The organism is Hymenobacter aquaticus (genome assembly GCF_004765605.1).
Classification (GTDB): Bacteria; Bacteroidota; Bacteroidia; order Cytophagales; family Hymenobacteraceae; genus Hymenobacter; species Hymenobacter aquaticus.
Window position 1 is genome coordinate 1,631,556 of sequence record NZ_SRLC01000002.1, and the last position, 14,245, is coordinate 1,645,800.

The 14,245-nt window shown below is 63.4% G+C and carries 7 protein-coding genes; 4 read left to right on the forward strand and 3 right to left on the reverse strand.

All coding sequences use genetic code 11. The features are described from left to right. Positions 1 to 2 precede the first annotated feature (2 nt). Both E5K00_RS19560 and E5K00_RS19565 read right to left on the reverse strand, forming a co-directional pair. Positions 3 to 1,535 carry a SusD/RagB family nutrient-binding outer membrane lipoprotein gene (locus E5K00_RS19560; RefSeq protein ID WP_135464953.1) on the reverse strand — a complete coding sequence of 511 codons (1,533 nt, stop codon included), beginning with the start codon at positions 1,533 to 1,535 and terminating at the stop codon, positions 3 to 5. A gap of 71 nt (positions 1,536 to 1,606) precedes the next feature. After that, complete coding sequence (locus E5K00_RS19565) at positions 1,607 to 4,753, reverse strand: SusC/RagA family TonB-linked outer membrane protein (protein WP_135464954.1); 3,147 nt, start codon at positions 4,751 to 4,753, stop codon at positions 1,607 to 1,609. Positions 4,754 to 5,129: 376 nt separating this feature from the next. On the opposite strand from E5K00_RS19565, the gene nagB reads away from it, so the two are divergent. The 3 genes from nagB (at position 5,130) to E5K00_RS19580 (ending at position 12,202) form a co-directional block, all read left to right on the forward strand. Next, the gene (nagB, locus tag E5K00_RS19570) at positions 5,130 to 7,043 is read left to right on the forward strand and encodes a glucosamine-6-phosphate deaminase (RefSeq protein WP_135464955.1); all 1,914 of its coding nucleotides are present in this window, start codon (positions 5,130 to 5,132) and stop codon (positions 7,041 to 7,043) included. 376 nt (positions 7,044 to 7,419) lie between these two features. Continuing rightward, complete coding sequence (locus tag E5K00_RS19575) at positions 7,420 to 10,386, forward strand: SusC/RagA family TonB-linked outer membrane protein (protein ID WP_135464956.1); 2,967 nt, start codon at positions 7,420 to 7,422, stop codon at positions 10,384 to 10,386. A gap of 148 nt (positions 10,387 to 10,534) precedes the next feature. Beyond that, on the forward strand, positions 10,535 to 12,202 hold the full coding sequence (locus E5K00_RS19580; protein WP_135464957.1) for a RagB/SusD family nutrient uptake outer membrane protein: 1,668 nt from the start codon (positions 10,535 to 10,537) through the stop codon (positions 12,200 to 12,202). A gap of 259 nt (positions 12,203 to 12,461) precedes the next feature. On the opposite strand, the gene E5K00_RS19585 is transcribed toward E5K00_RS19580, so the two are convergent. Beyond that, on the reverse strand, positions 12,462 to 12,890 hold the full coding sequence (locus tag E5K00_RS19585) for a Fur family transcriptional regulator (protein WP_135464958.1): 429 nt from the start codon (positions 12,888 to 12,890) through the stop codon (positions 12,462 to 12,464). 156 nt (positions 12,891 to 13,046) lie between these two features. Between E5K00_RS19585 and E5K00_RS19590 the strand changes: the two genes are divergently transcribed. Next, positions 13,047 to 14,213, forward strand: coding sequence for an acyltransferase family protein (locus E5K00_RS19590; protein ID WP_135464959.1), 1,167 nt, complete (start codon positions 13,047 to 13,049; stop codon positions 14,211 to 14,213). Positions 14,214 to 14,245: the final 32 nt, after the last annotated feature.

Below are 14,245 nucleotides of genomic sequence, written 5' to 3' on the forward strand. Positions count from 1 at the left end.
CCTTACGGCATATCCCACCACAGGGGCTTGGTGATGTAGTCGGGGGCGCTGGCGCCGAGGGCGGCCACGGCCTGCGGGTTGTACATCACCTCGGTAGCGCCCGGCAGCATCCGGCGCGGCCACTGATTCCCCAGCGCGGCCGGGGCCCCCACGGGGTACTTCAGGTTGGGGTAAATGGCGGGGTCGAAGTCGTAGCGGCGCAGGTCCGTCCACGACTCCGGGTTCAGAAACATGGCAATGTACTTCTGCTCCATAATGTTCTTGATGGTCAGCTGGGCCTCGGTCTGGGCCACGGCGCTGCTGGCCAGGTAGGCGTCAATCTGGGCCGGCGTGATGGTGGGAAAGGTCACGTTGGGGTTAGCAAAAGTGCCGCCCACCCCGATTTTGGTCATGTGGGCCCGGATGCCGGCTTTGTAGGCGGTCAGGGCCCGGGTTTTGTCGCCGGCCTTAAACGCGGCTTCCGCCTCGATGAACTTCAGCTCGTGAAACGTAATGACCTCAAAAATGCCCAGGTCGCGGGCGTACCAGCCGTTGTAGAAATCGGCCACGCCGTTGAGCAGGTTGCTGGTGGGCGGAATGCCGATGCCGGGGTCGGAGCCGCTGCTGCTGCCCGCCAGCATAATGGGCAGGCGCGGGTCCGTGACGCCCGGAAATGCCGCCCCGGCCACGGTGCCGTTCAGGTACTTGATGATGTTGTTGGAGAAGGTGGCCGTGCCGAAGTTGGCCCGCGTCACGCCGAAGATGTTGGTGGTGCCGGCCAGCGGGGCCACGGCCACCTGGTACTGAATCTGCGCGTCGTCGGCCGCGTTGCGGAAGCTGGCGCTAATCAATTGCAGAATCTGCTGCGGGTCGTAGCGGCTGGTTTTCTTGCTGAGGTGGTTGAGCTGCCGGGCCTTCAGGGCGTTGGCAAAGCGAATCCACTTGTCGGTGTCGCCGCGGTAGAGAATGTCGCCGCTGGGGCTGGGCACGCTGATGTAGAGGGGCCGGGTGTTTTCGGTGGCCGGCGTCTTCATCAGGGCAATTCCCTCGTCGAGCAACGACTGCACGGTGGCGTAAATCTGCTCCTGCGGGTCGTATTTGGGCGTGTAGTTTTCGGCCCCTTTAAAGGCTTCGGAGTAAGGCAGGTCGCCCAGCATGTCGGTGGCGTGGGCCAGGTCCATGGCCAGGATGATTTTGCCCGCCCCGATGTAGTACGGCGACTTTTCCTGCTCGGCGGCAGCTACCATCGTGGGCACGTTGCCGCCGGAGTAGAAAAAGGCGTAATTAAAGGTGTTGGTGCTGTTGCCGTTGGTCAGAATGAACTGGTCGGTGCTGCTGGCCAGGGTTTTGCGCACCGCGTACTGGGAAATGTAGGTGGTGGTCAGGGCCGTAAACATCTGCTGCTGAAAGCCCTGGGAGATGATGCCGGGCAGCAGAAAGTTCGGCGCCGAGGTAATCGGGTTGTTGGGGTCGGTGTTCACGTCGAGAAACTTCTCGCACGAAGTCAGGGCCGCGCCACTCAGCGCCAGCCCCAGAAACAGGATATATTTTTTCATCTGGTTGATTATCGGATTGTTGATTGGTTGATGAGTAACGCGTTAAACTCACCATCTCACCATTTCACCACTTAAAAATTGACCCGTAGGCCCATGTCGACGCCGCGGGTGGCGGGCACGCTGCCGTAGTCGAAGCCCGAGGAGCCGCCGCCGCGCACGCCGGCCCCGGCCGCCGCCGTTTCGGGGTCCACGCCCGAGTAGTTGGTGAGCAGCAGCAGGTTGCGGCCCGTCACGCTCAGCTCCACGCCCCGGATGAAGAAGTCGCCGAGCAGCGAGGCGGGCAGCGCGTAGCTCAGCGTCACGTAGCGCAGGCGGGTCCAGGAGGCGTCTTCCACGAACGAGGCCGCCGTGCCGGTCAGCACGCTCTGGTAGTAGTTCTGGGTTAGCTCGGCGGGGCGGGTGTTGCGCACGTAGCCCCCGTCCGAGGTCAGCAGCGGGCCCGTGCCCGCCGCGTTGGCCAGCACCCCATCAAACACGACCTGCTTGTAGCGGTCCAGGGTGCGGGGACTCATGCCGGTTTTGGTGGCAAACCAGTCGTTGCCGTTCACCACGTCGCCGCCCTGGCGGAAGTCGAGCAGGAAGCTCAACGACAAGCCTTTGTAGGCAAGCGAGTTGGTGAGCTGCACGGTGTAGTCGGGGGCGCGGTTGCCGGCGTACTCAAACACGCCGGTATTCACGATGGGGTAGCCCGCCGCGTCGATGAGTACCTGCCCGTCGGGGGCGCGCTTGTAGCTGACGGCGCTGATGGAGGAAATCGGCTTGCCGGGAAACGCCCCACCCCGGGCCCAGTCAATGACGAAGGCGTCGGACTGGTAGACCTCGGTCAGGAAGCTGGGCAACGACACGGCGCGGTTGCGGTTCAGGGTGAAGTTGGCAATTACGTCCCAGGTCAGGCCCTTCGCCGACTTGATGGGCGAGCCGGTCAGGGCCAGCTCGAAGCCCTTGTTTTCCACCGTGCCCCCGTTGATGTACTGGAAAATATAGGCCGTCGCCTGGCTTACGCGGGGCGCAATCAGCTGGTCGCGCGTTTCCTGGTAGTACACGGCCGCGTCCAGGGTCAGGCGGTTCTGCAGAAACTGCAAATCCAGGCCGGCTTCCACCGAGCGGGTTTGCTCGGGCTTGAGCAGGCGGTTCGAGCCGAAAAAGCCGTTGCGGAAGCCGCCCCCGATGTAGGTGCTCTGGGCCAGGGGCGAATCGACGCGGTAGGGGCCCGTGTCTTTGCCCACCACGGCCACCGAGCCGCGCACCTTGCCGTAGTTCAGAATCGGGTTCTGATCCATACCCAGGGTGCGGGTAAACTCCCAGCCCACGGCCGCCGACCCGTAGCCGAAGGCCCGGCCGAAGTTCTTGTTTTTCTCGGGCCGGGGCAGCGTCGACGACATGTCCACCCGCCCGTTCACTTCCAGCGTCACCTGCTGAAACAAATCCAGATTCAGGCGGGCAAAGTTGCCGATAAGCCGCCGCTCCTTATTCGTTACTAGGGTGTTGCGGTTCACCGTATTGTTAATGCTGACGAAATCCGGGTTCTGGAAAATCAGGCCGATGTTGTCGGTGGTTTCGTTGCGGCTGGCTTCCACGGTGTTGCCCAGCGTGAGCGAGGTGCCGATGTTGTCGGTAAACTTGTGGTTGAGGCTGACCAGGAAGTTGGACGTGACTAGGCGGTTGAAGATGGTGGTTTCCGAGATGCCGCCGTCCTGGTTGCTGGGCTGGGAGGTGCCCACGGCCCGCACCGACCGGTCTTTCTGGGCGTAGAAGTCGGTGCCGATGTTGTAGCTGATGGCCGCCCACTCGGCCGCCTGAAACGTGACCTGCGCGTTGCCGATCATGCGGTTGCTGCGCGTGGTCTGGGGGTTGCGGTAAATGGTGAAGTAGGGGTTGTCCGGGTCGCCGGCCGAGGTGGCCGCGCCCAGCAGGCGGCGGCGGGTGCCGTCGGGGTTGAGGTAGTTGCGGGCGTCGTCGTTGCGGGGCCAGTTTAGCAGGCTGGTAAAGAAGCCGCTGGGGTTCAGGCCCGTGCCAAACAACCCGCCGCCCTGAAACGGCGACTGGCCGCCGCTGTTCAGGTACTGGGCCGAGGCCGAGCCGCTGAACTTGGGCGAAAACTGCACCGTGCCCGAGGCCCGCACCGTCGACTTGTCATACAAGGTGTTGGGCACCACGCCCTTCTGGTCGAGGCGCGACGCCGACACCAGGAACGTGGCCTTGTCGCCGCCGCCCGACATGGTCAGGTAGTGCTGCCAGGCGGTACCCTTCTCGAAGAGGTTGCCCAGGTTGTCGTACACCGTTTCGCCCGCGCCGAAGCGCGGCCCCCACGAGCCCCGGGTGCTGGCGTCGAATACGCCGTTGCTGCCCTGCTTGTACTGATCCTGGAGCTTGGGCAGGCGGTTCACCTCGTCCACCGAAAACTGCGTGCGGTAGTTGATGTTGGTGCGGCCCGCTGTGCCTTTTTTGGTGGTGATAATCACGGCCCCGTTGGCGGCGCGCAGGCCGTAGAGGGCCGCGGCGGCCGGGCCTTTCAGCACCGTCATCGAGGCAATGTCCTCCGGGTTCAGGTCGCCGGCCCGGTTCTGGCTGACGGAGCTGCGGCCCAGCTGCCCGTTGAAGGCCGAGCCGCCCCCGGGCGAAGTCGACTCCACGAACGAGGAGTTGTCCATGATGATGCCGTCGATAACGAACAGGGGCTGGTTGTCGCCGTCGAGCGAGTTGCCGCCCCGAATCACGATGGACGAGCCTTCGCCGGGCGCCCCGCCGGCGCTGGTAATCTGCACGCCGGCCACCTTGCCCTGCAAGGCATTCACGATGTTGGTTTGCCGCGACTCAATGATGTCCTTGGATTTCACTTCCTGGGCCGCGTAGTTGATTTGCCGCCGCTCCTGCTTGATGCCGTAGGCCGTCACCACCACGTCGTTCAGGTTGGTCGTGTTTTCGGCCAGCCGGATGTCCACCGCGCCGTCGGGGCCCACGGTGCGCTCCTGGGTGGTGAAGCCGATAAAGCTGAAGGCCAGGGTGCTGCCCGGGGCGGCCTGCACCGAGAAGCGGCCGTCGGCGCCGGTGCTGGCCCCGTTGCTGGTGCCCTTCACCAGCACCGTCACGCCGGGCAGCGGGTTGCCCTTGGTGTCGGTCACCACGCCCGTTACGGGGCGGGGCTGGCCGGTCTGGGCGTAGCTGCCGGGCCCCAGCAATATTCCAAGGGCCAGCAGTAACCATAGAAGTTTGTTCATAGGAAAGGAGTGGAAAGAGGGTGAGTGGATGGAAGCGGAAAAAGCAAAACCGGAGCCCCACTGGGGTTTAGCCAGCCGAGCTCCGGTAGGAGGAAAGTCAGTTAGGAAAGCCCGTTCGGACACCGGAGAAAAACGGTTTTCATTGCGAAATTCGAATCTGAGAGTGGAAAGGAGCCGCTGTTCGGGTAGAAGTTATTCTTTTTATCGGTAAAAATTTGCTGAAAGTTGAATAAACGGAGAATCGTCGGGCAAGATTTGCATATAGGATATTTTGAGTATTTTCAACGAAAGTAGGATGAAGCCAAGGTCAGCCTTCAGCGGCCGGGGCTTTGTGCCGCGCCCGTTCTGCTGCCCCTGCCACCAACCCCCGCGCCCCATGCTTGCTCTCAGCTCTCCGCCCGTCCTGGCCGTCACCATCCACCCCGATTCGGAAGTTGCCTCCGCCGCCGTGGCCCGCACCATCGCCGAGCTGATCCGGCAGCGGCAGGCCGAGGGCCGCCCGGCCGTACTGGGGCTGGCCACGGGCTCCTCACCGACGCGGGTGTACGAGGAGCTGGTGCGCCTGCACCGGGAGGAGGGACTGAGCTTCCGCAACGTCGTCAGCTTCAACCTCGACGAGTATTACCCCATGCCGCCCGACTCGCTGCAGAGCTACGTGCGCTTCATGCGCGAGTACCTGTTCGACCACGTCGACATCCAACCCGAAAACGTGCACATCCCCGACGGAACCCTGCCCCAGGAGCAGGTCGCCGAGTTTTGCCGCCAGTACGAAGCCCGGATTCAGGCCGTCGGCGGCATCGACTTGCAGCTGCTGGGCATCGGGCGCACCGGCCACATCGGCTTCAACGAGCCCGGCTCGGGGCCCCAGTCGCGCACCCGCCTCATCACGCTCGACCACATCACCCGCACCGACGCGGCCGCCGACTTCTACGGGGAGGAAAACGTGCCCCGCCGGGCCCTGACGATGGGCGTGGGCACCATTCTCGAAGCCCGCCGCATTGTACTGCTGGCCTGGGGCGAAGGCAAGGCCGCCGTGATAAAGCGCATGGTGGAAGGGGAGCCCAGCGACTCGGTGCCGGCCACCTACCTGCAGCAGCACCCCCGCGTGGACGTGGTGCTCGACGAAGCCGCCGGGGCCGAGCTGACGGAGCGCAAAACGCCCTGGCTGGCCGGCGTGCCCTGCCACTGGCCCGATGAGGCCCTGGTGCGCAAGGCCGTGACCTGGCTGGCCCGCCGCCTCGAAAAGCCCATCCTCAAGCTCACCGACGAAGACTACAACGAAAACGGCCTCTCGGAGCTGCTGGCCGAGTCGGGGCGGGCTTACAGCATCAACATTCGGGTGTTCAACCAGCTCCAGCACACCATCACGGGCTGGCCCGGCGGCAAGCCCGACGCCGACGACACCCACCGCCCCGAGCGGGCCGCGCCGTTTCCCAAGCGCGTGCTCATCTTCTCACCCCACCCCGACGACGACGTTATCAGCATGGGCGGCACGTTGCTGCGCCTGGTTGAGCAGGGCCACGAGGTGCACGTGGCCTACCAGACCTCGGGCAACATTGCCGTGTTCGACGACGAGACTTTGCGCTTCGCCGAGTTCGTGGCCGACTATGACGCGGCCTTCCGCCTGGACGAGCAGCCGGCCGAAAACCTCTACCACCGCGTGGCCGATTTCCTCAAGAACAAAGCTCCCGGCCAGGTCGACTCGCCCGAGGTGCAGCAGATCAAGGGCCTGATCCGGCGGGGCGAGGCCAAGGCCGCCTGCCGCTACGCCGGCATCCCCGACGACCGCGCCCACTTCATGGACCTGCCGTTTTACGAAACCGGCCGGGTGCGCAAAAAGCCCATTGGCGAGGAAGACATTCGCCTCACGATGGAATTGCTCCACCAGATCCGGCCCCAGCAGATTTACGCGGCCGGCGACCTGAGCGACCCGCACGGCACCCACCGCGTGTGCCTGGCCGCCATCTTCGAGGCCGTGCGGCGGCTGAAGGCCGCGGGCACCGACTGGCTGCCCGACTGCTGGGTGTGGCTCTACCGCGGGGCCTGGCAGGAGTGGGACATCGACCAGATTGAAATGGCCGTGCCCCTGAGCCCCGACGAGCTGACGCGCAAGCGCCGGGCCATCTTCAAGCACCAGTCGCAGAAGGACCGGCCGCTGTTTCCCGGCGCCGACCAGCGCGAGTTCTGGCAGCGCAGCGAGGCCCGCAACCGCACCACGGCCAAAATCTACGACCAGCTGGGCCTGGCCGAGTACGAGGGCATCGAAGCTTTCGTGCGCTGGGTATTCTGAAGCGGCGGCCAGCGGCCGGAAGAGAAGCGGAACCAGCAGGAATTGCCAGGCCAGGCTAAGCCGTGGCCGGAGTGAGCGTGCCCGTAGGGTGGGCGGTGACGAGGTGGTGGTTATTAATATAGTACAATTATTATATACTATCTAATCAGGTTTTTGTAGCCGATTATCCGGGTGTGGGCGGGTAGGAGAGTGAGTGATTACTCAGTGGGGAAGCTGGGCGGGGCTATTTGGCATCGTTCCCGATAACGATTGCATAAAATTATCCGGGCAGATTCTGCCGTTTCTTCCTGAATACCGCAACCTTATGAAAAGGCAATCCACCGGTATCGGGTTGGCGGTAAATCGGCAATCAACCTTCCATCATAATTCCCACCTCATGAAAAACTGGTTACTACTACTTGTGCTGCTACTCGGGCTGGCCGCGCACGCCAGCGCCCAGCAGGCCCGCCAGCTGACGGGCCAGGTGCTCGACGACGCCACCGGGCAGGGGCTGCCGGGCGTGACGGTCGTGGTCCGGAACACCACCATCGGGGCCAGCACCGACGCCGACGGCAACTTTACGCTGAGTTTGCCGGCCGGCACCGAGCCCACGCTCGTGTTCAGCTACGTGGGCTACCTGGCCAGCACCGTCGCGGCGGCCGACAACGGTGGCGCGGTGAAGGTGCGCCTCAAAACCGACCAGAAGGCCCTGGATGAAGTCGTAGTCATCGGTTACGGCGAAGTGAAGAAGAGCGACGTGACCGGCTCCATCGTGTCGGTGAAGGAGGAGGATTTGAAGAAGATTCCGGCCGCTAACGTGATGGAAACTTTGCAGGGCCGCCTGCCCGGCGTGGATATTACCAGCGCCGGGGGCTCGGCCGGGGCCGCCGTCAACATTACCGTGCGCGGCAACCGCTCGATTCTGGCCAGCAACGGCCCGCTCTTTATCGTGGATGGGGTGCAGTACAACTCTATTCAGGACATCAACCCCAACGATATTCAGAACATGGAAGTGCTGAAAGACGCGGCTTCCACGGCTATTTACGGGGCCCGGGGCGCCAACGGCGTTATTATCGTGACCACCAAGAAAGGCGCGGCCGGCAAAACCCGCGTGACGCTGAACTCCTACTACGGCCGCACCGACGTGGCCTTTTACCCCAAGGTGAACAACGGAGCCGAGTACGTGGCCCAGAAGCGCGAGGCCAACCGCACCACGGGCAACTGGACCAGCCCCACCGACGACTCGAAGATCTTTACCCCGCTGGAGCTGCAGGCCATTGCCAACGGCACGTCTACCAACTGGGCCGACCTGCTGCTGCGCAACGGCGTGCAGCAGGAGCACCAGATCGGCATTGCGGGCGGCTCGGAGAAAACCAAGTTCTACCTCTCGGCCGACTATTACAACGAGCAGGGCCTGTTCCGCAACGACCAGCTGAACCGCTACTCGTTCCGGGCCAACATCGACCAGGCCATCAACGACAAGGTGCGGGTGGGCTTGCAAAACCAGCTGACCTATTATAACCTCGACGCCCGCCGCGACCCGACCAACCTGGCCAACAAAATCAACCCGCTGTTCACGCCCTACGACGCCAACGGGGGCTTCGTGAACTACCCCAACAACGCGGCGTTTCTGAACCCGCTGGCCGACGAGCAGGCGAATGCCTACGCCAACAACACGCGCCGCACCCGCACCTTCTCGACGGCTTACGTGAGCTACCAGATTCTGCCCAGTCTGAACCTGCGCTCCAACCTGGGCCTTACGCTCTCGAATGAGCGCAGCGGCATCTACCAGGGCCAGTACTCCATCGACCGGAACGGGCAGGTCAACCAGGCTTCCTACGGCACGGGCTTCGAAACCAACTGGAGCTGGGAAAACATCCTGAACTACAACAAAACCCTCGGCGACCATTCCCTCAACGTCACCGGCGTCACGTCGCTGCTCACCTTCAACCTGGAAAACTCGGTGGCCCAGGGCCGCGGCATTCCGGTGCCCTACCAGCAATACTACGCCCTGGCCAACTCTGCCCAGCCCGTGCAGCCCTACACCAACCTGACGCGCAGCAAGCTGCTCTCCCTGACAGGGCGCGTGCAGTACGGTTACAAGAGCCGCTACCTGCTCACGCTGACGGCCCGCGAAGACGCCTCCTCCAAGCTCTACACCGGCAACAAGGCCGCGTTTTTCCCCTCGGCCGCCGTGGCCTGGCGCATCGTGGATGAGAACTTCATGAAAGGCGTAACGCCCGTGACCGACCTGAAGCTGCGCGTGAGCTACGGCCGGGCCGGCAACTACGACGTGGCCCCGTACTCGTCGCAGAGCCTGCTCACCCGCATTCCCTTCAGCTTCGGCGAAGTCAGCGCCGCCGGCTACGGCTTCGACAAACGCGTGGGCAACACCAACCTGGACTGGGAAATATCCTGGACTAAGAACGTTGGCCTCGATTTCGGCCTGATCCGCAACCGCCTCACCGGCTCCATCGACGTGTACGAAACCCTGACCAGCGACCTGCTGCTCGACAATAATCTGCCTTCTACCACGGGCCGCGGCAACATCATCGAGAACATTGGGGGCACCCGCAACCGTGGCGTGGAAGTGGGCGTGAATGCGCTGGCCGTCGAAACCCCGGATTTCCGCTGGAACGTGGGGGCTACCTGGTTCAAAAACCAGGAGCGCATCCTGGAACTGGGCGGGGCCGATGACTTGCTCAACAACCGTTTCGTGGGCTACCCCGTGCGCGTGTTCTACGACTACGAGAAAATCGGCATCTGGCAGGCTAATGAGGTCGATGCGGCCAAGGCCTTCGGCCAGAAGCCGGGGCAGATCAAGGTGAAGGACCAGAACGGGGACGGCAAGATTACGGCCGCCGCCGACCGGGTGGTGCTGGGCACGGCCGTGCCCAAGTGGAGCGGCAGCTTCAACAGCGACTTTGCCTACAAGGGCATCGACCTCTCGTTCCAGGTCTTCGCCCGCATCGGCCAGATGATCAACTACGAGTACGCCCAGATCTTCGACCCCCAGGGCATCGAAAACAGCGGCGTGCACAACTACTGGACCCCCGAAAACCCCAGCAACGACTACCCCCGGCCCGACGCGTCGCTGTCGAAGTCGACGATGCAGAACAGCCTCTACGGCACCACGCTGCAATACCGGGACGGCTCGTTTGCCAAGCTGCGCGGCGTGACGCTGGGCTACAACCTGCCCAAGGGCCTGCTGGAGAAAATCGGCGTGGGCACGGCCCGCATCTACGTGCAGGGCAAAAACCTGGTCACCGTCAGCAAGATTGACAACTACGACCCCGAGCGGGGCGGCCCCATCACCACGCCCATCCCACGGGTGGTGCTGGCCGGTATCAACCTGGGCTTTTAGTTGATTGATGATTGATGATAGTTGATTGTTAATGACTTATTGCAGCAGCTTGGGCTTACGGGTACCAGGACGTCGCCAAGTCAATAATTATCAATCAACAATCACCCCAACCAATCAACAATTAACAATCAACACCCAATCAACTCCCATGAAATTCTCGAAGAAGATATATAGCCTGCTGGTCGCCAGTGCCTTGGTTGGCCTGACGAGCTCCTGCGAAAAGCAGCTGGAAGAGTACAACCCCTCGGGCCTCACGCCCGACGCCGTCTACACCACCCCGGCCGGGTTCGACAACCTGGTGAATGCCGCCTACTCCTACACCCGCTGGTGGTACGGCAAGGAAGACGGCTACAGCATGTCGGAAATGGGCACCGACCTGTGGCTGCGCGGGGCCGGCGACGTGAACCCCGACCTGACCGACTACACCACCCTGCAGTCCAGCTCCCGGGCCGTGGAGTCGCTGTGGAGCAAGCTCTACATCGGCATCAACGTCTGCAACGCCGGCATTGCGCGGGTGGGGCAGTCGGGCATGAGCGACGCGCTGAAGAAAACCCGGGAAGGCGAGCTGCGCTTCCTGCGGGCCTTTTATTACTGGCACATCGTGGAAAGCTGGGGCAGCGTGCACTTCACCACCGAGGAAACCCTGGGCGCCGTGAAAACGGCCAACCGCACGCCGGTCGATGTGTTCTACAAGCAGATCTTCGATGATCTGGCCGTGGCCGTGGCCAACCTGCCCAACGCGCCCCTGGTAGCCACCGAGTACGGCCGCGTGACCAAGCCGGCCGCCGAGGCCTTTCTGGCCAAGATGTACCTGACCCGCGGCGACAACCAGAAGGCCGCCGAGCTGGCCCAGAAAGTAATTTCGAGCTACGGCTTCAGTCTGCAGCCCAGCTACGCCAGCCTGTGGAACATGAGCAACCTGGAAAACAAGGAAATCGTGTGGGCCGTGAACTACTCCCGCGACCTGACCCTGAACGACCGGGTGGATACCAACCTGTATCCCGACGGCCACTCGCGCGGCGGCAACAACGGCCACCTGATGTGGATGATGAAGTACGACGACCAGCCCGGCATGACCCGCGACATTGCCAACGGCCGGCCGTTCAACCGCTTCATGCCCACCAAGTTTCTGCTCAGCCTGTTCGACGAAACCAAGGACTCGCGCTACGCTGCCTCCTTCCGCACGGTGTGGCTGGCCAACACGGCCGTGACGACCGGCACCAAGCCCCTGGCCGTGGGCGACACGGCTATTCTGGCCACCAAGAAAGTGGTGTCGACGGCGGTGCGGAATACCAAAAAGTACCGCGTCTACGACGTCAACGACATTTATAACACCAACGGCACCGGCAAAAACCGCCTGCAGTACGTGTGCCTGCGCAAGTTCGACGACCCGACCCGGCCTACCATTCAGGAAGAGCAAAGCAGCCGCGACGCCTACGTTATCCGCCTGGCCGACGTGTATTTGATGGCCGCCGAAGCCAACTTCAACCTGGGCAAGACCGACGACGCCGTCAAGCAGATCAACGCGGTGCGGGAGCGGGCCGCCCTGCCCGGCAAAGTGGCCGACATGCGCATCACGGCCGCCGACCTGAGCCTGGACTTTATCCTGGACGAGCGGGCCCGGGAGCTGGCCGGCGAGCAGCTGCGCTGGTTTGACCTGAAACGCACCAACAAGCTCGTCGAGCGGGTCAGAAAGAACAACCCCGAAGCCGGCGCCAGCATTCAGGACTACCACAAGGTGCGGCCCATTCCGCAGCGCCAGCTCGACGCCGTCACCAACAAAACCGAGTTCATCCAGAACCCGACTTACCGGTAAGAGAAGTAGTACGCCTAGTTAAAAAAGGCCCGCCCGGATTACCGGGCGGGCCTTTGCTGTTTAAATTATTGCCCGTCATGCAGAGCGAAGTCGAGGAATCTCGCGGGCCGACGTTACGCCTCACCCCAACCCCTCTCCGGAAGAGAGAGGCTTAGAGTAGTTTGGCGGGAGAGCTACTTGGATAGTAGGGTCAGATAAAGCATGACGTTCCTGTTATGCTGGCTACTTCACTCATTCACTCATTCACTCATTCACCACTTCACCGCTCGTGGCACTGCTCGCACACGCCCGACATGAGGTAGTCGCGGTGGGTGGCCTGGAAGCCGCCGGGGAGCTGCACGGCCGGAATAGCCACCTGGTTGAGGCAGTAGGTATGCTGGCACACCGAGCATTTGAAGTGTACGTGGTCGTCGGCGTGGGCCTGCTCGGTGCAGGTGGCCGCGCAGGCCGCAAACCGGATAACGTCGGAGCTGTCGAGCACGCGGTGAATGACGCCTTTCTGCTCGAAGGTGCGCAGGGTGCGGTAGAGTGTAATCCGGTCGGTGTCGGCGTCCAGGGCCTGCTCGATATCGTGGCTGGACAAGGCAAACGACTTGCTGAACAGCACGGCCAGCACGGCCCGCCGCATGGGCGTTTGGCGCAGGCCGTGGCGGGCAAGAGTCAGCGAAATGTGGTCGGGAGTGGCCATGAGAATACCAAAAGTACGAGGTTGACACCGAAGCCCGGCCGGGTTGCCGGCAAATGCCTGCCCTGGGGCTAACAAGTCAGCCGCCAAAAAGTGCGGGCCGCGCGCGACGCGGCAAATTTTGCCATCTTGAGCGGTGCTTATCTGACCCGCCTGCCCATGCCTGCCTCTTCGCCCGCCGCTGCTTCCGTGAATAGCTCTGCCGCCCCGCCGCCGGCCGCGCGCCTGGTATCCCTGGACGTGTTCCGGGGCCTGACCGTCATGGCCATGCTGCTGGTGAATAACCCCGGCGACTGGGGCCACATCTACGCCCCGCTGGAGCACGCCGAGTGGAACGGCTGCACCCTGGCCGACCTGATTTTTCCCTTCTTCCTGTTCATCGTGGGCGTTTCCATCGTGTATGCCCTCGATTCGGCCCGCTGCACCCAGCCGCACGGGCCGCTGCTGGGGCGCATTGCGCGGCGGGCGGCGGTGCTGTTTGGGCTGGGGTTGTTCGGCGCCCTGTTTCTGCAGTGGGACCTGGCCACGGTGCGGATTCCGGGCGTGCTGGCCCGCATCAGCCTGGTGTTTCTGGCCTGCGGGGTGCTGTTTCTCAAAACCACCTGGCGGCAGCAGCTCGGGGTGCTGGCCGCGTTGCTGATTGGCTACAACGTGCTGCTGCAGCTGGTGCCCGTGCCCGGCCTGGGGGCTGCCAGCCTGGAGCCCGAAACCAACCTGGGCGCCTGGCTCGACCGGCTGCTGCTGGGCGAGGCTCACCTCTGGAAAATCAGCAAAACCTGGGACCCGGAAGGGCTGCTGAGCACGTTGCCCGCCGTGGGCACCGGCGTGCTGGGCCTGCTGGCCGGGCAGCTGCTGCGCCTCAAAACCCTGGAGGCGGCTCCCAAGGTGGCCTGGCTGTTCGTGGCCTCGGGCGCGGCGCTGCTGCTGGGCCTGGTCTGGAGCAGCTGGCTGCCGCTCAACAAAAGCCTCTGGACCAGCTCCTACGTGCTGTATACCGGCGGGCTGGCGGGCATGGGCCTGGCCACGCTCTACTGGCTCTGCGACGTGCAGGGCTTCCGGCGCGGCCTCACGCCCTTCCTCGTCTACGGCGTGAATGCCATTACCGTGTTCTTCTTGTCCGGCCTCATTGCCCGCGGGCTGAACAAGTGGCAGGTAGCCGGCCCCGGCGGCCCGGTCAGCATGAAGCAGTGGCTCTACGACGCGCTGTTCGTGTCCTGGCTGCCCGACCCGTACCTGGCCTCCCTGGCCGGGGGCGTGGCCTGCGTGCTGATCTGGCTGGGGGTGCTGTGGGCCATGTACCGGCGGCACATCATCATCAAAGTGTAGCGCCGCCCGGGCTGGGTACAACGTCTCGGGAC